Origin of the sequence: Paenibacillus sp. (genome assembly GCF_035645195.1) — a bacterium.
Lineage (GTDB): Bacteria > Bacillota > Bacilli > Paenibacillales > YIM-B00363 > Paenibacillus_AE.
The window spans coordinates 310,781-334,655 of sequence record NZ_DASQNA010000018.1 but is presented as its reverse complement, the minus strand read 5'-3'; the positions used below and the strand labels follow the sequence as shown (position 1 = coordinate 334,655).

21 protein-coding genes are annotated in these 23,875 nt (G+C 59.5%); 4 read left to right on the top strand and 17 right to left on the bottom strand.

All coding sequences use genetic code 11. From position 1 onward, the window contains the following. Positions 1–11: 11 nt before the first annotated feature. Positions 12–578, bottom strand: a complete 567-nt coding sequence (gene dhaS, locus VE009_RS10690) for a dihydroxyacetone kinase transcriptional activator DhaS (protein WP_325007375.1) — start codon at positions 576–578, stop codon at positions 12–14. A 154-nt stretch (positions 579–732) separates the two neighbouring features. Between dhaS and dhaK the strand changes: the two genes are divergently transcribed. Beyond that, positions 733–2,505 carry a dihydroxyacetone kinase subunit DhaK gene (dhaK, locus tag VE009_RS10685; RefSeq protein ID WP_325007374.1) on the top strand — a complete coding sequence of 591 codons (1,773 nt, stop codon included), beginning with the start codon at positions 733–735 and terminating at the stop codon, positions 2,503–2,505. 68 nt (positions 2,506–2,573) lie between these two features. Here dhaK and VE009_RS10680 read toward each other — a convergent pair whose 3' ends face one another. The 8 genes from VE009_RS10680 to VE009_RS10645 form a co-directional block, all read right to left on the bottom strand. Beyond that, on the bottom strand, positions 2,574–3,260 hold the full coding sequence (locus VE009_RS10680; protein WP_325007373.1) for a bifunctional 4-hydroxy-2-oxoglutarate aldolase/2-dehydro-3-deoxy-phosphogluconate aldolase: 687 nt from the start codon (positions 3,258–3,260) through the stop codon (positions 2,574–2,576). Positions 3,261–3,301: 41 nt separating this feature from the next. Next, positions 3,302–4,252, bottom strand: a complete 951-nt coding sequence (locus tag VE009_RS10675) for a sugar kinase (RefSeq protein ID WP_325007439.1) — start codon at positions 4,250–4,252, stop codon at positions 3,302–3,304. A gap of 18 nt (positions 4,253–4,270) precedes the next feature. Beyond that, positions 4,271–5,035, bottom strand: a complete 765-nt coding sequence (locus tag VE009_RS10670; RefSeq protein WP_325007372.1) for a 3-oxoacyl-ACP reductase family protein — start codon at positions 5,033–5,035, stop codon at positions 4,271–4,273. A gap of 33 nt (positions 5,036–5,068) precedes the next feature. Beyond that, complete coding sequence (locus tag VE009_RS10665) at positions 5,069–6,577, bottom strand: tripartite tricarboxylate transporter permease (RefSeq protein ID WP_325007371.1); 1,509 nt, start codon at positions 6,575–6,577, stop codon at positions 5,069–5,071. 6 nt (positions 6,578–6,583) lie between these two features. After that, entirely contained in the window at positions 6,584–7,045 is a 462-nt protein-coding gene (locus tag VE009_RS10660) for a tripartite tricarboxylate transporter TctB family protein (RefSeq protein WP_325007370.1), read from the bottom strand. Between the two features lie 50 nt (positions 7,046–7,095). Further along, on the bottom strand, positions 7,096–8,058 hold the full coding sequence (locus VE009_RS10655; RefSeq protein ID WP_325007437.1) for a tripartite tricarboxylate transporter substrate binding protein: 963 nt from the start codon (positions 8,056–8,058) through the stop codon (positions 7,096–7,098). Between the two features lie 312 nt (positions 8,059–8,370). After that, positions 8,371–10,665: a helix-turn-helix domain-containing protein gene (locus tag VE009_RS10650; protein ID WP_325007369.1), complete on the bottom strand. Its 2,295-nt coding sequence runs from the start codon at positions 10,663–10,665 to the stop codon at positions 8,371–8,373. A gap of 174 nt (positions 10,666–10,839) precedes the next feature. Then, on the bottom strand, positions 10,840–12,189 hold the full coding sequence (locus VE009_RS10645) for a hypothetical protein (protein WP_325007368.1): 1,350 nt from the start codon (positions 12,187–12,189) through the stop codon (positions 10,840–10,842). A 181-nt stretch (positions 12,190–12,370) separates the two neighbouring features. On the opposite strand from VE009_RS10645, the gene VE009_RS10640 reads away from it, so the two are divergent. Beyond that, entirely contained in the window at positions 12,371–13,390 is a 1,020-nt protein-coding gene (locus tag VE009_RS10640) for a DUF3231 family protein (protein ID WP_325007367.1), read from the top strand. Positions 13,391–13,498: 108 nt separating this feature from the next. Next, on the top strand, positions 13,499–13,660 hold the full coding sequence (locus tag VE009_RS10635; protein ID WP_325007366.1) for a hypothetical protein: 162 nt from the start codon (positions 13,499–13,501) through the stop codon (positions 13,658–13,660). Positions 13,661–13,733: 73 nt separating this feature from the next. On the opposite strand, the gene VE009_RS10630 is transcribed toward VE009_RS10635, so the two are convergent. The 4 genes from VE009_RS10630 to fdhF are packed head-to-tail and all read right to left on the bottom strand — an operon-like array spanning position 13,734 to position 17,571. Continuing rightward, entirely contained in the window at positions 13,734–13,892 is a 159-nt protein-coding gene (locus VE009_RS10630; RefSeq protein WP_325007365.1) for a hypothetical protein, read from the bottom strand. Continuing rightward, positions 13,885–14,109: a heavy-metal-associated domain-containing protein gene (locus VE009_RS10625; protein ID WP_325007364.1), complete on the bottom strand. Its 225-nt coding sequence runs from the start codon at positions 14,107–14,109 to the stop codon at positions 13,885–13,887. Before VE009_RS10625 ends, VE009_RS10630 begins: the two co-directional genes overlap by 8 nt. Beyond that, the gene (locus VE009_RS10620; RefSeq protein ID WP_325007363.1) at positions 14,106–14,624 is read right to left on the bottom strand and encodes a DUF1641 domain-containing protein; all 519 of its coding nucleotides are present in this window, start codon (positions 14,622–14,624) and stop codon (positions 14,106–14,108) included. The genes VE009_RS10625 and VE009_RS10620 overlap by 4 nt, the downstream gene beginning before the upstream one ends. After that, a complete protein-coding gene (gene fdhF, locus VE009_RS10615) occupies positions 14,599–17,571 on the bottom strand; it encodes a formate dehydrogenase subunit alpha (protein WP_325007362.1) in 2,973 nt (990 codons plus the stop codon). The genes VE009_RS10620 and fdhF overlap by 26 nt, the downstream gene beginning before the upstream one ends. A 120-nt stretch (positions 17,572–17,691) precedes the next feature. Here fdhF and VE009_RS10610 point away from each other — a divergent pair, with 120 nt between their 5' ends. Then, positions 17,692–18,933 (top strand): L-lactate MFS transporter, encoded by a 1,242-nt coding sequence (locus VE009_RS10610; RefSeq protein ID WP_325007361.1) that lies wholly within the window; start codon positions 17,692–17,694, stop codon positions 18,931–18,933. A gap of 6 nt (positions 18,934–18,939) precedes the next feature. Here the strand turns inward: VE009_RS10610 and VE009_RS10605 are convergent, their stop codons facing one another. The 4 genes from VE009_RS10605 to VE009_RS10590 form a co-directional block, all read right to left on the bottom strand. Continuing rightward, positions 18,940–20,088, bottom strand: coding sequence for an MFS transporter (locus tag VE009_RS10605; RefSeq protein WP_325007360.1), 1,149 nt, complete (start codon positions 20,086–20,088; stop codon positions 18,940–18,942). A 104-nt stretch (positions 20,089–20,192) separates the two neighbouring features. After that, positions 20,193–21,074, bottom strand: coding sequence for a carbohydrate ABC transporter permease (locus VE009_RS10600; protein ID WP_325007359.1), 882 nt, complete (start codon positions 21,072–21,074; stop codon positions 20,193–20,195). 11 nt (positions 21,075–21,085) lie between these two features. Further along, positions 21,086–22,057 (bottom strand): ABC transporter permease, encoded by a 972-nt coding sequence (locus tag VE009_RS10595; protein ID WP_325007358.1) that lies wholly within the window; start codon positions 22,055–22,057, stop codon positions 21,086–21,088. Positions 22,058–22,148: 91 nt separating this feature from the next. Next, positions 22,149–23,870: an extracellular solute-binding protein gene (locus VE009_RS10590; RefSeq protein ID WP_325007357.1), complete on the bottom strand. Its 1,722-nt coding sequence runs from the start codon at positions 23,868–23,870 to the stop codon at positions 22,149–22,151. Positions 23,871–23,875 lie beyond the last annotated feature (5 nt).

Below are 23,875 nucleotides of genomic sequence, written 5' to 3'. Positions count from 1 at the left end.
CCTTCTCCACCTTACCGGGATCGTTCATTTTGGAGCAACAGCGTCAGCTGGTTATGGATCATTTCCTTCATCAAGGAGGACAGCACGGCCGGCGGCATAGCGCAATGGTTCTCGATCCACTCCTTGATCGTGCCGACGAAGCCGTGGCTGTAGAACGAGGCGATCGCGATTTTGCTCGCTTCGGCCAGCCCCTTGCCGCCGCCCGGCAGCTCGTCGATGATTTTCTTGTACAAGTTTTTCGTATGCTCGAATAAGTAATGATTGAACGAGTTTTGCTCGGTGACCTCGAACGCTCTCCGGTAAAACCGCTGATTTTCGTAAAAATACTCGATCAGCAATTCGAAGATGTTCTCCCATCTCTCGTAGTCCAAAAAGTCTTCGATGTTTTCTTTTGTTTCTTCTTTGTAAATCCAGCCCAAAAGCTCGTATTTATCGATAAAATGATAGTAAAACGTTTGCCGGCGCATGTCGCAATGCCGCATGATGTCGCCGACCGATATTTTATGAAACGATTCGGTTTCCATCAACCGCTTCAAAGAGGCGGCGATAATCTTTTTGGTGATGAGAGACGCGGTCATCGGAACCATCCCTGCAGCGATAATGCTTCCATCTTAGCAAAATCGCGGAGCGAATTGAACCGCGAATCGTTTGACAAATCGCCGATTTTGTCCGTTTACGGTAAAACGCTTTCATTCTATCATAAGTTTGAACGAAACGTAGGAGGAATCTGCCGTGAAGAAAATTATGAATAAGCCCGAGACGCTTGTCATGGAGATGTGCGGCGGGCTGGCCATCGCTCATCCGGAGCTTGAATTTTTGAAGAAGTACAAGGTTATCAAAAAGAAGGTCATCGATGACGATAAAGTCACCTTGATCAGCGGCGGCGGCAGCGGCCACGAGCCGGCGCACGCGGGCTTCGTCGGCCGGGGGATGCTCGATGCCGCGGTATGCGGCGACGTGTTCGCCTCCCCTTCGCAAATTCAAGTGTATCAAGCGATCAAAGCGGCCGTCGGCAGAAAGGGCGTTCTGCTTATCATTAAAAATTACAGCGGGGACGTCATGAACTTCAAAAACGGCGCGCATCTCGCCGCCGAGGACGGCATCGAGGTCGAGTACGTCCGGGTCGACGACGACATCGCCGTGGAGGACAGCCTCTACACGGTCGGCCGGCGCGGCGTCGCGGGCACGGTGCTCGTCCATAAAATCGCGGGCGCGGCGGCCGAAGAAGGCCGCAGCCTGATGCAGGTGAAAGCCGTCGCCGAGAAAGCGGCGCACCACGTCCGCAGCATCGGACTCGCGCTGACGTCCTGCACGGTGCCCGCGCACGGCTCGCCGACGTTCCAATTGGGCGAGGGCGAAATGGAGTACGGCGTCGGCATTCACGGCGAGCCCGGGCGGCGGCGGGAAAAAATCGCAACCGCGGACGAACTGGCGCGGCGCATGACGTCGGAGCTGCTGAACGACTTGGGGATCGCGGAAGGCGACGACGCGGAGGTCGCCGTGCTCGTCAACGGCTTCGGAGCGACCCCTCTGCAGGAGCTGTATTTGTATAACCACGCGGTCGTGCGGGAACTCGCGAAGCGGAACGTTCGCATCTGCCGCACGTTCGTCGGCAACTACATGACGAGCATCGACATGGCCGGCTTGTCGCTCAGCGTCATGAAGCTGGACGACGAATTGAAAGCGCTGCTGAATCGGGAGTGCCTCGCCCCGGCGTTCCGCGTCGACGGGCCGGTGCCGCCGGTCGAGTATACGGACGTAGAGGAGCGCGAAGAAGCGGTAACGGAGGTTTCCTTCGCCGCGGAAACGCCGGAGGCGTACGCCGTCGTGCGAGACGGCAAGCTTACGCTTGACAACGTCATCTATCTCGTCGATAAAATGAGCGAAATTATCATTCGCAACGAAGTAGAGTTCTGCGAGCTGGACGCTCACGCCGGCGACGGCGATTTCGGGATGAGCGTGTCCAAAGGGTTCCGGCAGCTGAAGCGGGAGTGGCGCTCGATCGTCGGTCAAGAAAACCTCACGATCGGATCGTTCCTTAACGCGTGCTCGCTCGTCATAATGGAGCATTGCGGCGGCGCTTCCGGCCCGATTTGGGGCTCGGCGTTCCGCGCGGCGGCGCGCGCGGCCGGCGACAAAACCGAAGTGACAACGGCGGAATATGCCGACCTGCTGCAAGCCGCCGTACAGGGCATCCAAGCGACCGGCGAGCGCTCCTTCGGCCGCGGCGCCGTCGTCGGCGATAAAACGTTGATCGACGCGCTCGTGCCGTACGCGGATTGTTGGACGGCGAGCGCCGCCGCCGGCGACGACGTAAAAACAACGTTCGAGAAAGCGGCGAAGGCAGCCGTCGAAGGCGCGGAGAAGACGAAGTCGATCGTCGCCCGGATGGGCCGCGCCGGCACCGTCGGCGAACGCAGCTTGGGGTACCCGGATGCGGGCGCCTTCGCGCTCGGGGTCATTTTTACGGAACTCGCGCAAAGCATGAAATCCTCGTCCATGTAATCCGATGAATGAAAATACGACCCTTGGCCCCCATCCCGGGAGACCAAGGGTCGTCGTTCATTGCGAGGCTAATCTTTCGGAGGCGCCGCAGACGAACTTCTCGCTTGGATCAACGCTTCCGTGAGCCGCCTCGCTCTTAAAGTCAACTTCGACAACCCCTCCTCGTCCCATGTTTCCTTCGGAGGAAGTAAGCTTCCTCCCACTCCGAACGCGGCCGCGCCGGCTTGCACGTACGCGGCGAGGTTGGACGCATCGACGCCGCCGGTCGGCATGAGCGGGATGTGGGGCAGCGGTCCGCGGACGTCGCTGAAAAATCGCGGTCCGAGGACGCTGGCCGGGAATACCTTGATCAAATCCGCGCCGCGTTCGTAGGCGCTCACGATTTCCGTCGGCGTCATCGCGCCGGGGATGCTGACGACGCCGTATCGCTTCGCCGCCGCGATCGTCGGCGCGTGAACCGTCGGCGAGAAGATGAACCGGGCGCCGGACAGGATGGCGGCGCGCGCCGTCTCCGCATCCAGCACCGTCCCTGCCCCGACCAGCACGTCGCCGCCGAGCTCGGCCGCAAGACGCTCGATCAGCGCCATCGCTCCGGGCGTGCCTGCCGTCACCTCGAGCGTACGCACGCCGCCGTTCCTCAGCGCTCTCGCCACATCGGGCACCCGTTCGGCGGGAACGCCTCGGATGACGGCCACGATCCCGTGCTCCATGATCCGCGTCACATCGTTTCTCCACGTCGCATCGTTTCTCTCCATCGTCCCTCTCCTCTCTCGAACCAGTCGGCTATGCCCGTTGCTTATCGCGTTACTTCTTCTGCAGGACGCTCCATGAACCGTTCCAGATCTGCCCGGTCCGGCAGTCCCTCGACGTCGCCGCTCGCCATCGTTACGGCCGCGCCGACCGCGTTCGCCCGTCGAACGGATTCCTTCAGCGGCAGTCCGTCCAAGAGACCGGAGAGCAATCCGGCCGCGAAGCCGTCGCCCGCGCCGATCGGGTCGACGACCCGATCGACCGGAAACCCGGGAACCCGGCCGCGCTCGCGCGGCGTCGCATAATAGGCGCCACGGCTCCCGAGCTTAACGACCACAGCGGCCGGTCCGTGCGCGAGGAACAAGGCGCCGAGCTTCTCCGGCTCCCGCTCCCCGAACAGAAACTCGCCTTCGGCCGCGCCGGGCAGCACGATGTCCGCCATGCCCGCCAGCTCCAGCAGCACAGGCCTCGCGACGGACTCCGGCCACAGCTTCTTTCTGACGTTCGGGTCGAATACGACCTTGACGCCGCGCCGCCGCGCCGCTTCGACCGCGCGAAACGTCAGGTCGCGGCAGCTGTCGCTTAAGGCCGGCGTAATGCCTGACACGTACAAATATCGCGCTTCGCTCAAGTACGTCTCGTCCAAATCAGCCGCGGACATCCGGCTCGCAGCGGAGTCCCGCCGGTAATAATACACCCGGTAATCGCCCGCGCGGCGAGTCTCCTTGAAAAACACGCCCGTCGGCGCCTCTCCGTCGATGCGCACCCGGCTCGCGTCAACGCCTTCGCCGCGAACGAACGCAAGCAGCGCCTTCCCGAGCTCGTCGTCCCCGACTCGGCTGATCCAACCGGAGCGATGTCCGAGCCGCGCAAGCCCGATCGCGACATTCGACTCCGCGCCGGCGAATTTTCGCGTAAAGGCATGCGCATAGCGCATGAGACCCGTCGAATCCGGGGCCAGCAGCGCCATCGTTTCCCCGAAAGTTACGACATCCAGCATATTCGTCGCCACCGGTCAACGCATGTACGCGCCGCCGTTAATCTCGATCGTCTCGCCCGTAATGAAGCCGGCAAGACCGGACACGAGGAACAGCACAGGACCTGCGACGTCGGAGGGCAAGCCCTCTCTTGCCAACGGAGTGGAAGCGACCGCCGCCTTCCGTCCTTCGTCGGACGTGACGACGGCATGGAAGTTCGTTTGTCCGATAAATCCCGGCGAGACGGCGTTTACCAGAATGCCGTGCGGCGCGACTTCTTTCGCTAATCCTTTCGTATAGGCGATGACTGCGGCTTTGCTGGCGGCATATACGGACGAGCCCGGTCCGCCTCCGTGATGCGCGGCGACCGACGACATGTTGACGATATGGCCGCCTCCCCGCGCGATCATGCTCGGCAGCACCGCTTTGGACACGAACACGGTGCTCTTCAGGTTCAGATCCATCACGCGGTCGTACAGGCTTTCCGTCATCTCCGCGTTGGCGAGACGCTCCAGCATATGGCCGGCGTTGTTCACGAGAATATCGATGCCTCCGAACGCCGCTGTCACTCGTTCCACCATTCGTTCGATATCCGGCACGGACGTGACGTCCGCTTCGAACGGCATCGCGCTCCCGCCTTCGGCGGCGATCGCGCGGACTACCTGTTCCGCGGCTTCCCGGTTGCTGCGATAATTAACGGCGACCTTCGCGCCGCTGCCAGCCAGCGTTCGCGCAATTTCCGCGCCGATGCCCGAGCTCGCGCCCGTGACGAGCGCGACTTTCCCCGATAAATCAATGTTCATTTCATGTTCTCTCCGTTTCCGTATATTCGTAATTTACATTTCTACGTCGGCTCCCAGTCCGTTCCTCCGGCCGTTCCGCAAGCTTGAGGCGACGCCGTACCCGATGACGATCAGCGATACGGTCAGAATCGCTCCGGAAATCGGCCGGGTGAACAGCCCGAAGAAAGAGCCGTCCATCATTTTCAGCGATTGGAGAAGCGAGCTTTCCAGCATTTTGCCGAGCACGAAGGTAAGGACGATCGGCGCCATCGGTATGCCCGCTTTTTTCATGAGGTAGCCGAGCACGCCGAACGCGATCATGACGCCGACGTCGAACAAGTTGTTGTTCGCTGTATACGCGCCTACGATCGAGACGAGCAAAATCAGCGGGTACAGCAGCTTCGGCGGGACAGCCGCTATTTTCGCCCACCAGCCGGCCAGCGGCAAGTTCATGAACAAGAGCGCGATATTTCCGAAAAACATGCTTGCGATGACGCCCCAAACGAACACCGGGTTTTGTTCGAACAGCGCCGGTCCCGGCGTCAAACCGTGCATCATGAATGCACCTAGGATGATCGCGATCGTCGGCGAGCTAGGGATGCCGAGCGTAAACAGCGGGATCAGCGCTCCGCCGCAATAGGCGTTGTTCGCCGTCTCCGGTCCGGCAACGCCCTCGAGCGCCCCTTTCCCGAACCGGGACGGGTCCCTCGCCATCCGCTTCTCCAACGAATAAGAAAGCATCGCCGGAATGACGGAGTTGGTTCCCGGAATCAAGCCGATCAGGAAGCCTAACACGGTCCCTCGGCCGATCGCTTTCATGCTCGGATTCCATTCGTCCCTTCGCGGAAGCAGCCCTTGAATGCGCGGCGGCTTCTCGGCTTTCCCCATGTTCTCGATGCCGAGCAAAATTTCGGATAAACCGAATAAACCCATCGCCACGATGACGAAGTCGAGTCCCGTCGTCAAATGGGGAATGCCCATCGTAAATCGGAGCGTACCCGACATCGGATCGATGCCGATCATCGCCAAATTAAGGCCCAAGAAAGCGGAGATCAAGCCGCGCACGATCGATTTCCCCATCAGCCCGATCACGGTCGACAAGCCGAGCACCATCAGCGCGAAAAATTCCGGCGGGCCGAAGCGCAGCGCCCATTCGGCGAGCGGCGGGCCGATGAGAATCATCCCCAGAATCGAGATCGTTCCGCCGAAGAACGAGCCGAGTCCGGCAATGCCGAGCGCCGCGCCGGCCCGGCCTTGCTTCGCCAGCGGATTGCCGTCGAGACAGGTAATGACGGAGGCCGCCTCCCCTGGCGTGTTGATCAATACGGACGTAATCGTTCCGCCGTACATAGCCCCGTAATAAATGCCGCATAGCATAATAATGGCGGACACCGGCTCCATCCCGAACGTGAGCGGCAGCAGCACGGCCACGCCGGTCGTCGGACCGAGCCCGGGAAGAACGCCGACCAGCATCCCGACCGTCACGCCGATCAAGCAGTACATCAAGTTCCATCCGGTAGCGGCGGTAGCGAAGCCTTGCGCGATTTGTTCAAAGTCCGGCATAAGCATTCATCTCTTCCATTCCCAAATTTCTCCCGCCGGCAGCGGTACGTCGAGCCATTGCTGGAACACGACATGGATCAGCAAGCTTGAGACGAGCGCGATCAGCAGCGACCTGCGCCACGCGTAAGAGCGAGTTAATAATAAGAAGAGCAGCAACGCGCCGGTCGCGAAAAAACCGATCCCAGCCATAAGGGGCAGCGATGCGACGGCGCAGGCGACGACGGCGGCGACATTCGCAAGGTTCCGGCCGCGGGGCAGCGCTTCTGCGTCGTCGGACCGCGTTCCGCGCGACGTTTGGAACAGATAGAGCAGCGACAGCGACAAGAACGCGGCGCTCAGCCAGCGCGGAAACAGTCCCGGACCCGGACCCAACGCACCGTAATACGGAAGCTTCCAAGATTCCCAAAACAAAAACCCGGACAATGCCGCGAACAGCATTCCCAACCACATGCCCACATTCCATTTCATGCCGATCCTCCGCACGCGTCCGCTTTCGCAAGCCGTTATCGGGCTAGCCCTCATTTGTTGGACAAGCCGAGCTCGGGAATCAGCTTGCCGAACCGGTCGTGATTTTCCTTCAAATATTGGCCGAAGCCCGCTGCATCCTTGGAAACGATCGTCAGCCCGTTATTTTTCATATAATCGATGAATTCCGGGTCTTGCATGCCTTTCAAGAACGCGTCGGACAGAATGCCGACGATTTCGTCCGGCGTCCCCTTCGGGACGCCCAAGCCCCGCCACGTTCCGACGTAATCGAATGCCATGCCGATCTCTTCCTCAAGCGTCTTCACGCCCGGCAGAACGGCGGACGGATTCGCGTCGACGACGGCGAGCGAACGCAGCTTGCCTGCTTCCACCTGCGCCTTCACTTCGGGCGGGCTGACCGTGACCGCGTCCACGTGTCCGCCCATCAGCGCGGTGATCGCCGGCGCGGCGCCTTCGAAGGGAATATGATTGAATTGCGCGCCTGTCGCTTTCTCGACCGTCGCCGCCGCCAAATGCCAGATCGCGCCCGTACCGGAATTGCCGATTTTCAGCTTGCCGGGATTCGCTTTGGCGAAATCGAGCAGCTGCCGCGCCGTTTCCCATTCGCTGTCGGCGCGAACCGTGATTGCGGCCGGTTCGTAATTCATCATCGCGATCGGTTGGAAGCTTTCGTACGTCAGCGGGGAAAGCCCCAGGTGGGAAAGCGTTGTCAATTCTACGGTGACGACGCCGACGGTGTAGCCGTCCGGTGAGGCGTTCGCCGCTTCCGACATGCCGACCGAGCCGCCGCCGCCCGTTTTGTTAACGACCGCGATCGGCTGTCCTAAATGTTTTTCGGCCGCCTTCGCAAGCGCCCGTGCCGTCGAGTCGGTTCCTCCTCCCGCGGCGAAAGGCACGATCATCGTAATCGGTTTTTTGGGGAAATCGGCAGTCGCTTCCGAGCTTCCGCCGGACGCCGTTCGACCGATCCCGCAAGCGGTCGTCACCGAAAGCATCGCAGCGACCGCGATGACGGCGATCCAGTTTCGTACGTTGGTTGTCTTCAATTCGGAACACCCTTTCAAATTGTAGATATGATCGTTTGATGGCTTGGGGCATCGCGTGAGCTCTGTCGCGTGCCGCACCCTTAATGTAAGTCGGCTCGACGTTCTCGACAATGCTCCATTCCCTCACGGAATCGGCAATTTCTACAGGCTGCCCGGCATATTCGCGGATCTGCATATCGGTTGTAACATTCGTCGATTGCTTGTATTCCCCCGGGCAAAAGAAAAGCTTCCTTCGAAGTTGAACTCGAGGAAGCGAATACGTCAATGGGTTCGATGCATCTCGCGAAATTTTCCGGGCGTGACGGACTTCGCTTTCCGGAAACTCCGTATAAAGCTGTTTTCGTTCTGATAACCGACCGATGCGGCGATTTCGGCGATTTTCAAGCTCGTGCCCGTCAGCAATTCGGCAGCCTTTTCGATTCTTAATTTCGTTAAATATTCGTAGATCGAATACCCGGTTTCTTGTTTGAAAATGCTGCTGACGGACGACGTACTGAGCTGCAGAGCGTCCGCGATATCTTGAAGGCCGATGTTTTCGTGCAGGCGCTCTTCCATAAACCGAACCATCCGTTGAACTTGGTTGTACTCCTTTCTTCCGATGCGCTGCTTTACCGCCGACTCGATTCCCTCGGCGATCCGTTGCAGCAGCGCACGAATGTCATGCGCGTCCATCATGCGCAGCCGATGCTCGGTGTAATCGGCGAACAGGTCCGGAACCGGGAGCTGTTTGCGATCGAGGCCCTCACGCAATTCGGTAACGAGATCGTTCACGAAAGCGTAAACCTCTTCCGGATCGATGGTTTGCGTGCGGACCCATTCCGACCATTGGCCGATCGCGGGCGCATACCGGTTCGGATCTGCCGATTCGACGGCTCCGCGTAGCTTCTCGCTCCACGGTTCCCGCCAGTCGTCGAACCGCTCGCTAGATTCGCGAGGCGCGTACCGAATCGCTCGTCCATAGCCTTCGTATAGCCGGAATAGAAGCGCTCGCTTCGCTTCCGCATACGACTCGTGCAGCTCCGTAATGGCATGCCGGCAGCTTCCTATGCCTGCGGATACGCCGATGTTCAAATAGGTGTAGGCGGCTTGGAGCGTTTTCTCGAAATCTTCCTGAATATACGGTTCTACGTGGTGGAACGGCTCTTTGGGCTGGAGGAGAACGAACATATTTTCCTTATCGAGCGGAACGATAATGTTGCGCCACCGCGGCTCGAGACATTCCCCCACCAAATTGGCCAGCGCGTACTTGAAAAGCAGCTGATCCTCCTCGTTGTACCGGCTCTGCCACTCTTCGTAACCGTCGAACGACACGATCGCTCCGAGCAACGGCTCGTTGGACCAATCATGGAAATACGAAGCCCATTTCTCCAATGTTTCTTTGGTGCCGATGCGGCGAAACAGCACGTCCGGCACGTATTTGGCCCTTAGCTCGGGCAGGCTGACCTGCGCGACCGCCGCGAACGCGGTAATTTCTTTCGAAAGCTTGCGGATGTAGGACTCCACCGTTTGGATGTCGGTTCGCGCCTCGTCATGAAGCGCTTGCTTATCGCCGGATACGGAGGCGAGCATCCGGCTAATTCGTTTCAGCGGCCGGAACGCCGTATAACTGTAATACCAAACAGCCGCGCACCCGATCGCGATCGACGCAAAGGAGAGCAAGATGACGATGTTGCGCACGAGGCGGGCGTTCTTCAGCAAATCGTCCAACGGGACGAAAGACATCCAGCGCCAACCGGTCACATCCGAAAACGCCTGATTCGCCAAATACGCTCGCCCGTCCAGCTTTACCTCGCCGAAGGGCCGAATGCCCAACGTATCGATCGCCAAGGCTAAATCTTCAGCCGTGAAATGCTCGCTTCGCTTCGGATAAATCAACTCGTTATCCAAGTTGTAAATATACTGAGGATTTTTGATCTGCGAATAGATGGTGGTAAAGAAGCGGTCGTAATCCAAATTCACGATGACGGCGCCCGCCAGTCGATCGTTGATCAGGATCGGCCGATAAATGCTGATCAGCTCCGTCGCCAGCTGCTCCGGCACGCCGGGGCGCCCCATCGTGCGCCGTTGAATCAGCAGCGGCTTGCTGCGAAGCTCGTCGATTCGTTTCATCCACGTCGTATCGCGAAAAGCATCGAATTCGAAATCGGCGGCTTCTCCGGAAGCGGCAAGTCTCCGATTTGACACATCGACGATATACACGGAGTGGATGTCGTCCCGCAGTGCGTCGGGAACGAGATCAGCCGCCAGCGCCGCGGCCGCGTCGTTCTTGCGCCCAAGCGAGGCGATGACATACTCCAGCACCGCCGGGTGGAACGAAAGTTTCGCGGCGTGCTCGTCGTATTTGCGGAACGCCCGGTTCGTGACGTCCAGATTGATTTGCAGCAGCTCGATGTGCGGGCGATTCAACTCCCGATCTACGTTATTCCTGTAATCGTGGTACAAGAATAAACCGACCGAAGCGATAAAAATGGAGACCGACAGCGTCGTCAAGCCGGTCAATCGCGCCTGCTTGTTGGAGAATAATAATGTAAACCGTGCCCAATACCCAATCTTCACCGTCTCACCCGCTAGACCGATCGTAGTCGATTCTCATGGAAAGCGCATACATCTTCATGCGCAATCCATATTGTACCATATCGGGCGTAACGGCGAACGTCTATTTTCCCGCATCGGCGGTTCGAACGCACGAAAAAAAGCCCGAACGACAAATTCGTCCGGGCCGCGGCAAAATTACAACGATTCTCCGTTCAGGTAACGGTAAAACGGCGGGTCCACCCAGAAGGTGTACGTCTCCACCTCGAGCTTCGAATCGAGCGACTGGAAGCCTTCCGATATCGCGGCCGACTGGTCGTTCAGCGAGAACGACTGCGCGTAGAACGGCCCGTCCCCCCGAATTTTATTGTTCGAGATCAGGTCGTACCCTGCTAGCTCCGTGTTCGAATAATACAGCGGCTGCCACCACGAATTGGCGATCAAGCCTGTCGCGTCGTCGCTGTTTTTCTTCGCGTAGGCGAGCACGATGTCCTGGAAGCGCGCTTTGTCCGCGGCCGTCTCGAACTCGAACGAGATGTCGTATTCCTTCGCGTACGCGATGTAATTGCCGTTCTCGATTTGCACCACTCGGAACGAATCGGACTGCGACGGCTCCCCCCATTCCTTCAAGTACAGGAACGCGGACGTTTTCGGCTCGAACTGCACGAGCGCGTCGATGCCCTCGCCGCGAAGTAAGCCGACGAGCTGCAGCGCATGCTTCAAGTTGTCGTGACCGTACGTCAGCGCCAGCGAATCGACGAAATTCGGATCATAGCGGGAATCCTTCAAGTTATAGCCGGTTACCAGCCCCTGCTTCAGCGCCGTATCGACGATGTGCTGCAGCCCCGGAGCTTGGATGATGTCCGACGTCCGATACGCGTCCTGCAGCTTGACGAAAATATCGGCATCGCTCGCGCGCCCGAGGTAATGCTTGTACGTATCGTTGAAGCTTAGCACTTTTCCGAGCAGCACCGCGACGAGGGCTTCGGACGCAGGCTTGTCCTCCTTCAGCTCCGCATAATACGACTCCGGCAGCAGTCCCGTATCGATCGCCGCAGCGATCTCCTTCGCCGCCTGCGGCGTGTAGGCGGATGCCTTGAGCGACGCCTTCGCCAGCGACGCCTCGACCTTGGCGGCCGGATACGTGTACGCCAGCTCTTTCAGCCCGGCCGCTTTCACAGCCAGGAACACGGCCATCGACGCCGTCAGCGCCGCGTCCGGCTGCACCGTCGTCGACGTAATGACGCCGGCGTCGTACAATGCCGCCGCGGCGGCGTACGCCGGATTGTTCGCGGCGACGTCCGCGAACGCGACCGCTTCTTCGGGCGCCGTCAGCGACAGCGTATCCGCGAGCGCGGCGAGGAACTCCCCTTTCGTCGTCGCGCCGTCGAACGCGATGTCGTGCTTCGCCTGCAGGAACAGCGCGTAATCCGCTGCGTCTTCCCCGGACGCGGCGGCGGATGCGGGCAGCGCCAACGCGCCGGCGATCGCGAACGCAAGGCTGGCTGCGGCGAAACGCCGCATAACAGGTGCTGTAAGGTTTCTCATCCTATCCCTCCTCTACAATGTTCCACTATTTTACATGGTTAAATTATGTAAAGGCAACAATAAAATGTTGGAGCCCCTCTAAGAGCCTAATTAACAACCCATAAAGTTCCATAGTCTGTATATTTTGCAAAGCTATCAGCCATCCTACAACCAAACTCAACCAAGCAAGGGGACGCCGTTCATGCACACGAAAGATCATTATACCCAACACAACATACGATTGACGTCCGCGGAAATTGCGAATTTATGGGGGGCGTACATCGGCAATACGATGTCGGTTTGCGTGCTAAGTTATTTCCTTCGTCACGTTGAGGATCTTGAAATCAAAGCCTTGCTGGAATATGCGCTGGCTTTTTCCAAACAAGTCGCGGCCGCGGTCTCCGATATTTTTAAAGCCGAGGATTTTTCCGTGCCGATCGGTTTTTCGGATCAAGACGTCGATCTCGACGCGCCGAGATTGTTTTCGGACAGCTTCTTTTTGAATTACCTTCACCAAACGACCAAAGGCGGCTTCAGCTTATATGGCGTCGCATTGCCGAACATCGCCCGAAGCGACGTTCGCGAGCTGGTGTCGGATAGTATCGTGAAATTAACCGAACTGTACAACAAGGTGGCGGAGGTGTCTTTGTCCAAAGGACTATTTATCCGCCCGCCGTACATCACGATTCCGCACAAGTCCGAATTCGTCGAATCGGAAAAATTTCTCGCAGGGTTCCTAGGCGAGATCAGACCGCTCAACGCGCTGGAAATTACGCATATTTTCTCGAACATCCAGACTAATGCGTTGGGGAAGGCTCTTGTCATGGGTTTCAGTCAAGTCGCCCGTTCCGATGAATTGCGGGAGTATTTCATTCGCGGAAGGGAAATCGCAACGAAACAATACGAAGTGTTCAGCAATATGCTTAAGAGAGAAAACTTGCCGTCGCCTATGTCTTGGGACCATGACGTGATGGATTCTCAGACCCCTCCTTTTTCGGATCGATTGATGCTTTACCATATAACCGGTCTGAACGCTTTGGGAATTTACAATTACGGGGCAGCCATTTCCGGCAGTCAGCGACACGACATTCACGGCGTTTACGCGCGGCTAGTCGCTGAAGTAGGCCGGTATGCGGAAGCGGGAGCGAAATTAATGATCAAAAATCGCTGGTTGGAACAGACGCCGCTGTCCCCGGACCGAAATGAATTGACGCAGAGATGATTTGGGATCTCCATAAATGTGACAAAATTGTTAACGACAACGAAACGAAATTGGAATATAATATACGTAAGCGCTTTCCATTCCAGCGAGGAAAAGGAGGATGCCGAAATGATCATCGAATTTGTGCTTTGGACCGTCGGGCTGCTGGCGCTGCTCGGCGGCGCGGTGTACGGCTTGAACCGCGCGATTCATCGGGATACTTGGGAATACGACAACCAGCATGTGTGGCAGGATTTCAATAAATCCGGGGACAAACAGTTTCCCCAGTGAAGCTTCGACGCAACTGTACAACCGTCCCCATAAACAGCGGAAGGCTCATGCATGCGCATGAGCCTTCCGTCGTTCACCCTTCCGACGCGCCGCCGGCCGCTTCGTCCCCGTGCCGGTCCCGCATGCATCCGGCGCAGACGATAAGCCGTTCGAACGCGGCTTCCGCCTCGGTCCCGGCAAGCTCCGGACTTATCTCCTCCGCGCCTCCGCATATTTCGCATACGCTACGCATTCGGCCCGCTCCCTTCCGCTTCGTAACCTTGGTCGACGACGGCCTGCACGATGTCGATTTCGGATGCGGCCTCTTCGTCGAATCGGACGCACGCTGTTCCGTTCCGCGGATCGACGTCCACCTGGACGACGCCCCATACGTCCGTCAACGCGTCTTTGACCGCTTTCGCATCCTGATCGCCCTGTATGCCCTTGACGTAAACGGTCGCGATTTTCATTGCGCCGCACCTCCCGGCGGGGACGGTTCGGGCCGCTGCCGCAGCGCCTCGCCGAAGCCGCGGGCGAACGCGAGCGCCGCGCCCAGCGCCGCCTGCACGTCGGGATCGCGCATCGCGCCGAGCAGCCCCAGCAGTCCGAGCGGCTTCGTTCCGCGCTCGCGCTGCTCGGCGACGCGGGTTAGACCCCGCGACACGCCCTCGAGCATGCGGCTCGTCTCCTCCGCCGGTATGCGCCCGAGGAAGCCGACCGCGCCCATCGCGTTCTTGATCGTCTGGTGCATATTCGGCTGGTTCAGCTGCTCGATCGCGATTTGCGCCACTTCGCTCCGCGCCTTCAGCAGCCCGTTCGCGGCGTCGAGCAGGCCGGCCCGATGCGCCTCCTGCAGAAGCTCGACCAAAGAGCCGAGCGCGTCCGCGCCGTCCGCCGCCTTCTGCGCCAACTCGTCCGCCGCCCGGCGCCGCTCCTGCGCCGGATCGAGCGGCGCCTTCTCAATTCGCCGGATGGCCTTCGCCATAGATCCCGCCCTCCTGTCGCACGAATTCCGGAATCGGCACGTAATCCGGCCGTTCCCACTTCTCCTCAACGCGCACGCCGATCTGCCCTTGCCTGTGGCCGAATCGATGATTGCTAGGAGGCAGCGGGCTGTCGCCCTCGCGCTCCAGCACCTCCATGCGCACGCTCATTTCCTTGTAATTCGGCGTATGCGTCACCTTGTCGTGGTAGCTGCTCGTGAGCCGGTTGACGGCTTCGTGATCCTCCCGCGAATTCATCGTCAAATACAGCTCGTTGCCGCGCACCGTACCGGTGACGACGACGCGCACCTCGACTTCGCCGTACGGGGAAGAGAGCTTCACGAGCGCGCCGTCGGCGATGCCGCGCTCCTGCGCGAGCTCCGGCGACACCTCGACCCACGGATGCGGCGTGCGCACGACGATCGCGGGAACGCGGTACGTCATGTTGCCTTCGTGGAAATGCTCCAGCAGCCGCCCGTTGTTCAGGTGCAAATCGTAATCCTCGCCCGGCTCGAACGGCGGCGTCCAATCGACCGGGAACAGCCGCGCTTTGCCGTCCGGGAACGCGAACCGGTCCGTGTACAAGAGCTCGGTGCTCGTGCCGTCCGCGGCGACGGGCCATACTTGCGACCCGAATCCCTCGAGCCGGTCGTAGCTGACGCCGGCGAAGATCGGCGCGAGGCTCGCGGCTTCGGCCATAATTTCGCTCGGATGCTTATAGTTCCAATTCGCGCCGAGCTTGTTCGCCACGAGTTGGATAATTTCCCAATCGGGCTTCGATTCGCCGAGCGGCTCGAACACGCGGTACAGCCGCTGGATGCGCCGCTCCGTGTTCGTGAACGTGCCTTCCTTCTCGAGGCTCGGGGCGGCCGGCAGCACGACGTCGGCGAACGCCGCCGTCTTCGAGAAGAAGATGTCCTGCACGACGAAAAATTCGAGCTTTTCGAACGCGTTGTCGACATGGTTGATGTTCGAGTCGACGAGCGCCATCTCCTCGCCGAACAAATACAACGCCTTGAGCTTCCCTTTGTGGATCGCCTCGACCATCTGATGGTTGTTGAGGCCCGGCTTCTCCGGCAGCTTCGCGCCCCACGCCCGCTCGTACTTTTCGCGCGTCTTCGCGTTTTCGACAGCTTCGTACCCCGGGAACCATGCCGGCATCGCGCCGAAGTCGCAGGCGCCCTGCACGTTGTTATGGCCGCGCAGCGGGTAGGCGCCGGAGCCGGTTTTCCCGTAATTGCCCGTCACGAGCAGCAAATTCGAAATCGCCGTGCTCGTATCCGTGCCGCCGAGATGCTGCGTGACGCCCATCGCCCACAGGATACAGGTCCCTTTCGACGCGTCGCGGATCATCAGAGCGAGCTGAATCATGTCCTCCCGCTTCACGCCGGCATGCGTCTCCGCGTACTCCAGCGTAAACTTCTCGAGCGAACGCTTGTATTCGTCGAAGCCGTTCACCCGCTCGGCGATGAACCGCTCGTCCGCCCAACCTTGGTCGATGATATATTTCGTGATCGCGCTCAAGACGATCAAGTCGGTGCCCGGCTTCGGATGAAGGAACAGATCCGCCCGTTCCGCCAGCTCGTGGCGGCGCAAATCGATGACCGCCAGCTTCTGGCCGTGCAGCTTGTGCGCCCGCTTGACGCGCGTCGCCAGCACCGGATGCGACTCCGCCGGATTCGCGCCGACGACGATGACGAGCCCCGCATTCATAATGTCGCGCATCGTGCCCGAGTCGCCGCCGATGCCGACCGTCCGCATGAGCCCCGCCGTCGCCGGCGATTGGCAGTACCGCGAGCAGTTGTCGACGTTGTTCGTCCCCATGACGGCGCGGGCGAGCTTTTGGAACAAATAGTTTTCTTCGTTCGTGCACTTCGACGAGGCGATATATCCGATCGCGTCGGCACCTTCCCGCTCTTTGATCTCGGTCAGCTTCGCCGCGATCAGCTCGAGCGCCTCGTCCCATTCGGCTTCGACGAACGTATCTCCCCTTCGGATGAGCGGCTTCGTCAGCCGCTCCTTGCTGTTCACGAAGTCCCAGCCCCATTTGCCCTTCACGCACGTGGAGACGCCGTTCACCGGCGCTTCCGCCTGCGGCTCGACCTTCAAGATATGGCGGTCCTTCGTCCAAATTTCGAAGGAGCAGCCGACGCCGCAGTAAGTGCACACCGTTTTCGTCCGTTTAATCCGCGACTTCCGCATCGCCGCTTCCATTTCCGAAATGGCGAAAATCTCTTTGTAGCCCGGCTCCACCTCTTTCGTGAGGGAGATCATCGGCTCGAGAATCGGCTTCGGAATGCCCGTCAAATAGCCGGCTTCGCCTAACATCGATTTCTCCATCAGCGCGTTGCACGGGCATACCGTGACGCAATGGCCGCAGGAGACGCAGGACGACTGACCCGCCGGTACGTCGTTGTCCCAGACGACCCGCGGGCGCTCGCGGTTCCAGTCGATCGTCAGCGTTTCGTTGACCTGCAGGTCTTGGCACGCTTCGACGCAGCGGCCGCACAGGATACACTGGTCCGGCTCGTACCGGTACATCGGATGCGAATTGTCCGGCGGATACGGCTTCGGCTTGAATTCGTACTTTTGGTGGCCGATCTCGAAATATTCCGCCGTGTTGTGCACGACGCAGTTGCCGTTGTTGTTGTCGCACACCGTGCAGTACAGCTCGTGGTTCGTCAGAATGCGCTCCATCGCCTCGCTCTGCGCCGCTTTGGCGCGCGCCGACTTCGACTCCACCGTCATGTTCGGCTTCGCCTGCGTCGCGCAGGAGCGGACGAGCTGACCGTCCGCTTCGACGAAGCACGTGTCGCACGATTGGATCGCGCCGAGATTGTCGTGATAGCAAATATGAGGGATATATTCCCCGTGCCGCTTCGCCGCTTCGAGGATCGACTGCCCCGCGGCGAACGGAATCGCGCTTCCGTTCAATCGGAACGTCTGCATGGCGCTGCCCCTTTCGATTTTCCTTGACATGTAGTATGACCCATTCGCGTTTGGAAATATTACGAAAGAAAGGCTTCCCCATCCGAGTTCGGGCAACGAGAGAAAGGAGCGGTTTCGGAAATGAAAACGAACAAAAATCGGTGGCTGATCGCGCTGTCCGCCGTCGCCATCCATCTGTCCATCGGCTCGGCGTACGCATACAGCGTATTTAAGACGCCCCTGTCGGAAACGCTCGGCTGGAGCAGCACAGATGTCGCGTTCGCGTTTACGCTGGCGATCTTTTTCTTGGGTATGTCTGCGGCGCTGTTCGGAAGATTCGTGGAAAAATACGGTCCGAAAGCGTCGGCGCTGACGTCGGCCGTACTGTTTTCGCTCGGGCAGATCGGATCCGGCTACGCGATCGCGATCGACTCGCTGATCGGATTTTACGCGTTGTACGGCGTCGTGGGCGGCATCGGCCTCGGCATCGGTTACATCGCGCCGGTGTCCACCCTCGTGAAATGGTTCCCGGACCGCCGCGGCCTCGCGACGGGCATGGCCGTCTTCGGCTTCGGCGCGGGCGCGCTCGTCACCGGGCCGATCGCCGCCCGCTTTCTCGAGCAGTTCGGCATCCCGAACACGTTCTATATCTTGGGGGTCTCGTATTTCGTGCTCATGCTCGCCGGCGCGCTGTACATCGCGCGTCCGCCGGAAGGCTGGCAGCCGGCCGGCATGAAGGAAGGCGCGGGCCAGGGCGCCGCGGGGAAGCGCGACATCGCGCAGCTGACGGCGAACGAGGCGATTCGGACACCCCGGTTTTGGATGCTGTGGATTATGATGTTCGTCAACATTTCCGCGGGGATCATGCTGATCTCGGTCGCGTCGCCGATGGCCCAGGAGAAGGCCGGCATGAGCGCGCTCGCCGCAGCGGGGATGGTCGGGGTGATGGGGATTTTCAACGGGGCGGGCCGGATCGGATGGGCGTCGCTGTCCGACTATCTCGGCCGGCAAAACGTGTACATCGTATTCTTCGCGGTGCAGCTGGTCGCCTTCCTCGTCCTGCCTTACGTCACGACGGCGATATTGTTCCAAGCGCTGATCTATGCGGTGCTGACGATTTACGGCGGCGGATTCGCCTCGCTGCCGGCGTTCATCGGCGACCTGTTCGGCACGAAGCAGCTCGGCGCGATTCACGGCTATCTGCTGACCGCCTGGTCGATCGCCGGCGTCGTCGGACCGATGGTGGTCGCTTACCTGCGCGAAACGACGAACAGCTACGACGCCGCGTTTTATGTATTCGCGGCGCTGCTCTTGGTTGCGCTCGTCACGTCGCTGCTCATGAAGCGCAACATCCGCAAGCTGCGAGCGAAAGCGGCGCCGTAAGCCGCCTTATTCCGCGGCGCCGGCCGCCTTCCTTCCTCGCACGGCGAAGCAGTACGCCGCGCCGATCGCCGAGAGCGCCGCCATCCCGCGGTACAGCGTCTCGCCGCCGAACGCGTCGAATACCCATCCGCCGAGGAACGACGCGACGATGCCCGAGACGCCGAAAAACAAAACGGCGAGAATCGTCTGGCCGGTCGCCCGCCACGGCTCCGGCACGATGCGGTACAAGTATTGGATCGAAGCGGTGTAAAACAGCACGAACGTAACGCCCTGCAGCAGCTGCAGCAGCACGACCGCGAACGGCTGGGCGGCCGCGGACGTCAAGGCAAAGCGAAGCACGTACAGGACCGCGGCGAGCGCGATGACGGTCAGCTCCCGCCCCGGCTTGAGAAACCGGTGCGCTAGGCCGAAGAACGCGACTTCGGCGATCGTCATGACGAACCATGTCATGCCGACGGTTCGGTAATCGCCGCCGAGCGCCGTAATGTGAATGCCGACGAACAAGTCGTTCGTCCGGTGCGGCACCGCGACGAGCAGCACGAGCAGGAAAAACACGAGCGATTCCCGCCGGGAGAGAAACCCTTGCAGCTCCGCCCAGCGCAGGGGCTTGGACGCCGCAGGGGCGTCCTCCGCGCGCGCGGCAATCAGGATCGTCGCGAGGCCGTACCCCGCGAACAGCACCCCCATCGCGCCGAGTCCGAACGCGTCGGTCGCCATGCCGACCGCGAAGGAGGCCGTCGCGTACCCGATCGCGCCGAACATGCGTACAGAGCCGTAAGGAACCCCGTGCTTTTGGGCCACTTGGAAGTTGAGGCTTTCCATGAGCGGGTCGGTCGGCATGAACAAGAAATACATGAGCCCGACGCCAATTGCGAGCGCCCAAAGCGTCGACAATTGGAACGTCGCGACGCCGACGACGACCGACAGCGCGAGGAGAAACAGCAGAACCTTCTTGATCGTCCGCCGCCTGTCGCTCACGACGCCCCACAACGGCTGGGCGACGAGGCCGACGATGCCCCCCGCTCCCATCATGAGCCCGATGCCGGTTTCGGAAATGCCGCGCGACGACAAATAAACCGGCAGAAACGACAAAAACAAAGCGAACAGCGAAAAATAGCCGAAATTAAACCATCGTAATGTGTGTATAGCGTTCAATGAAGCTCGATCCCTTCCGCGCAAACGTCACCTCAGTATACCACGGCGGCGCCGCGGGAACGAAAAAACCGCCTCCCGTCGAAGTCGGGAGGCGGCCGCCGCGTTTACTCCTTCACGCTGCCGAGCACGATGCCTTTGATAAAAAACCGCTGCAGAAACGGATACACGAGCAAAATCGGAAGCGCGCCGACGAACACCTGCGCCGCCTTCGTCGTCCGGTTGGACACCTCGGCGAGATCCAGCATCTGCTGCGGCGACAAACCGGTCAGCGAAATTTTGAACAGCACCGTCTGCAAATAGCTGGACAGCGGATAGTTTTCCGGCCTGTTCATCAAAATCAATCCGTCGAACCACGAATTCCAGTGGCCCACGACCGTGAACAAGATGATCGTCGCGAGCGCCGGAAGCGACAGCGGCACGTAGATGTACCATAGCGTCTTCCAGTGACCCGCGCCGTCCATGAACGCCGACTCCTCCAGCGCCTTCGGCAAGCCGCGGAAGAAATTAAGCAGCAAAATGACGTTGAACACCGGCACTGCGCCAGGGAGCACGAGCGCCCACAGCGAATCGAGCAGCCCGGTCGCGCGAATCGTCATGTACCACGGAATCAACCCTCCGCTGAACAAGATCGTAACGACGAAATACCACGCGTACGCGGTACGGAACCGGAACGCCGAGGTTTCCTTGGACAGCGGGTAAGCGATCACGATCGTCAGCAGCATGTTGACGATCGTGCCGAGCGCCACTCGCTGCAGCGTGACGACGAAGGCGTTCTTGAATTCGGGACGCTCCAAAATATATTCGTACGATTTCAACGTGAAATCGACCGGCCACAGGATGACGTCCCCGGCGGTCGCCGCGCTGCTCGAGCTGAACGAGATCGCCATGACGTGAATGAGCGGCGCGATGCACAGAAAGCCGAGGAGGCCAAGGAACGCATAGTTAAACGCGACGAATACCCGTCTGGATGGACTGAGCGTATACATGGTCACCCCTCCTAGAAGATGCGGTAGTTAGCGAAGCGGTAAGCCAGCCAATACGACAGCGAAATCATGATCAGCGAGACGACGGATTTAAATAAACCGATGACGGTAGCGACGCTATACTGAGCTTCGACGAGACCGATCCGGTACACCATCGTGTCGATAATGTCGCCGCTCTCGTAGACGGCCGGGCTGTACAGGTTAAATACTTGGTCGAATCCGGCGTTCAGCACGTTGCCGAGGCTCAGGGTCGCGAGCAAAATGATGATCGGCAGCATGCCTGGCAGCGTAATGTGCAGCGTTTGCTTCCAACGGTTCGCGCCGTCGATGACAGCTGCTTCATACAGCGTCGGATTAATGCTCGTCAGCGCGGCCAAATAAACGATCGTATTGAAGCCGAATTCCTTCCACACGTCGGAAATGACGAGCGTTGCCGGGAACCAGGCATTGTCTCCGAGGAAATAGATCGGATCGACTCCGACATAGCCGAGCAGCTGGTTGACGATGCCTTCCGAAGGCGAAAGGATGTCGACCAGAATGCCTCCCAAGATGATCCAAGACAAGAAGTGCGGCAAATAGATGAGGGTTTGCACCGTGCGCTTAAACCTTACGCTGATGACCTCGTTCAGCAGCAAAGCGATTACGATCGGAACGGCCAGGCCGAAAATGATTTTTAACGTTGCGATGTACAGCGTGTTCCAAATGACTTGGAAGATGTCGGGCAGCATCAAGACGTATTCGAAATTGTCGAGGCCGACCCACTTCGATTTGAACACCCCGAAGGCTGGAATGAATTTCTGAAACGCGATGACGACGCCGAACATCGGGATATACGAGTAAATAAACACGAGGATGACGCCGGGCAGCAGCAGCAGATGCAGGGGCAATTCCCGCAAGAACCGTTTGGAACCGGCGTTGCCGGCCGCCGTCTGCTTCGCGCCTTGCAGCTCGATCGGCGTCTCTCCGCTCGCACGATTGATGGCCATTCCTTCACACGTCCTTCCGAGTCCTCGCCGATGAAAATGGGGAAGACGGATGTCAATCTCTCCGAATTCCCCATCGCACCCGGACTTATTTTTAGCGGTTAGCCGCCCATTCGTTGACTTCCTTCGTAATTTGGTCGCCGCCGAGCTTCTTCCAGTTTTCGACGAATGTGTCGAACTCGTCGACGCTGGCCGCGCCCATAATGATCTTCGTGAACGTTTCGAGCTCGAGCCTCGACAACGTTTCCATCTTGGCGCCCATCGTTTCCGTCGGCGCCCCGTAGAAGGCAGTGTCGAGCGTGACGCTCTTAGAGACGTAATGATCGTTGATGATTTCGAAGGAGCTGTCTTCGCCGAACACCTTTTCCATCGCCCATGCCGTGTTGTCCCCGGCGCGGTAGGCGACGATTTTATCATACAGCCCTTCCTTCATCGACTTCGACAGCTTCGAGGGGTCGCCCGTTTCGAGCGCTTCCTTCGCGGCCAAATAGTTATCGATGTTCTTCCGAGCGGGCGTCGCTTCGTTGATCGCGTATTTGTGCACCTCGATGCCGTCGATCGGATCGACGAGCGCCGGATCCGCTTCCGGGCTCCACAGCTTTTGCAGGGTAATGTTTTGGAGCTTTACCATTACTTCCGGATGCTCGTAGCCTTTGCGTACGACCCAGTAGTCGTTCACCGGGAAATTCGCCTGCAGCTTTACCGGCTGTCCGTCCGAGGACGGAATCGGGAACGGCTTCCAATCCATCGCGGCGTCTTTGTTTTTGCCGTCTTGCAAAGGCCAGATCGGCGTCCACATTTGGCCGAAGTAGAGGCCCAGTTTGCCGCTCGTCGCCGCTTCGGCGACTTTGCCGCCGTCCTTGCTGCCGAATTCTTTGTCGAGAATGCCTTCCTTGTACAGCTCTTGAAGCTTGGCGAGCGCCGTCTTCACTTCCGGCTGAATCGCGCCGTTGACGAGCTGGCCGCTGTCGTCCTTGATCCACATCTTGCCCGTCGCCGGATACGCGTGGTATGCGTTAAAGAAGCCGTCCAATCCGGGGAAGCCGCCATATAAATCTTTGGAAGCGGCCATGCCGATCGTGTCGTCTTTGCCGTTGCCGTCCGGGTCCTGCGTCGCGAACGCCCGGGCGATGGCGATGACGTCGTCCATCGTTTTCGGCTCCGGCAAGTTCAGCTTTTGCAGCCAATCCGTTCGAATCCACAGCAGCGGCAGTCCGTCGATCGTGCCTGCCGCGACCGGAATCGCCATCAGCTTGCCGCCGAAGGTAGCCGAGCTCAGGATGTTCGGACCGCTCTCCGTCATAACTTGCTTCGTGTAATCCGAAGCGTACTTCTCGTACACTTCCGTCAAGTCCTCGATTTGGCCCGCTTCGACGAGCTGCTTAAGCTGCTGCGCGTTGACGCTGAAGATGTCGGGCAGGTCGCCGGAGGCGAGCGAGACGTTCAGCTTCTGGTTATACTGATCGCCGCTGCCGACGACGACCCAGTCGTTCGCGATTTTGACGCCGAGCAGTTCTTCGTACGCTCGCGTCCATACGTTGTTGTCGACCGACTCGCCGTCCTTATACTTCGTCGATTGGTCGACCCGGCGCACCGCGCGGACCGTAATCGGCGGATCGTATTTACCGAGCGGATCGAGATTTTCTTGCGTGGCAGGGGCCGTATTCGACGTTCCTCCATTCGCTTCCCCCGCGCCGGCCGACTTGCCGGAGTCGCCGACTTCCGTCGCCGCGCCGCCGCCGGAGCAAGCGGCCAATAGCATGGACAGCGCCACTGCCGTCGAAGCCATCGCCGTCATTTTCCGTTGTTTTCTCATGTTCG

Excerpts from the sequence above, each read along its gene's own strand:
- dhaS (WP_325007375.1), bottom strand. The coding sequence starts at position 578 with ATGACCGCGTCTCTCATCACCAAAAAGATTATCGCCGCCTCTTTGAAG.
- VE009_RS10680 (WP_325007373.1), bottom strand. The coding sequence starts at position 3,260 with ATGGAGAGAAACGATGCGACGTGGAGAAACGATGTGACGCGGATCATG.
- VE009_RS10670 (WP_325007372.1), bottom strand. The coding sequence starts at position 5,035 with ATGAACATTGATTTATCGGGGAAAGTCGCGCTCGTCACGGGCGCGAGC.
- VE009_RS10665 (WP_325007371.1), bottom strand. The coding sequence starts at position 6,577 with ATGCCGGACTTTGAACAAATCGCGCAAGGCTTCGCTACCGCCGCTACC.
- VE009_RS10660 (WP_325007370.1), bottom strand. The coding sequence starts at position 7,045 with ATGAAATGGAATGTGGGCATGTGGTTGGGAATGCTGTTCGCGGCATTG.
- VE009_RS10655 (WP_325007437.1), bottom strand. The coding sequence starts at position 8,058 with ATGCTTTCGGTGACGACCGCTTGCGGGATCGGTCGAACGGCGTCCGGC.
- VE009_RS10645 (WP_325007368.1), bottom strand. The coding sequence starts at position 12,189 with ATGAGAAACCTTACAGCACCTGTTATGCGGCGTTTCGCCGCAGCCAGC.
- VE009_RS10640 (WP_325007367.1), top strand. The coding sequence starts at position 12,371 with ATGCACACGAAAGATCATTATACCCAACACAACATACGATTGACGTCC.
- VE009_RS10635 (WP_325007366.1), top strand. The coding sequence starts at position 13,499 with ATGATCATCGAATTTGTGCTTTGGACCGTCGGGCTGCTGGCGCTGCTC.
- VE009_RS10630 (WP_325007365.1), bottom strand. The coding sequence starts at position 13,892 with ATGCGTAGCGTATGCGAAATATGCGGAGGCGCGGAGGAGATAAGTCCG.
- VE009_RS10625 (WP_325007364.1), bottom strand. The coding sequence starts at position 14,109 with ATGAAAATCGCGACCGTTTACGTCAAGGGCATACAGGGCGATCAGGAT.
- VE009_RS10620 (WP_325007363.1), bottom strand. The coding sequence starts at position 14,624 with ATGGCGAAGGCCATCCGGCGAATTGAGAAGGCGCCGCTCGATCCGGCG.
- fdhF (WP_325007362.1), bottom strand. The coding sequence starts at position 17,571 with ATGCAGACGTTCCGATTGAACGGAAGCGCGATTCCGTTCGCCGCGGGG.
- VE009_RS10610 (WP_325007361.1), top strand. The coding sequence starts at position 17,692 with ATGAAAACGAACAAAAATCGGTGGCTGATCGCGCTGTCCGCCGTCGCC.
- VE009_RS10600 (WP_325007359.1), bottom strand. The coding sequence starts at position 21,074 with ATGTATACGCTCAGTCCATCCAGACGGGTATTCGTCGCGTTTAACTAT.
- VE009_RS10595 (WP_325007358.1), bottom strand. The coding sequence starts at position 22,057 with ATGGCCATCAATCGTGCGAGCGGAGAGACGCCGATCGAGCTGCAAGGC.
- VE009_RS10590 (WP_325007357.1), bottom strand. The coding sequence starts at position 23,870 with ATGAGAAAACAACGGAAAATGACGGCGATGGCTTCGACGGCAGTGGCG.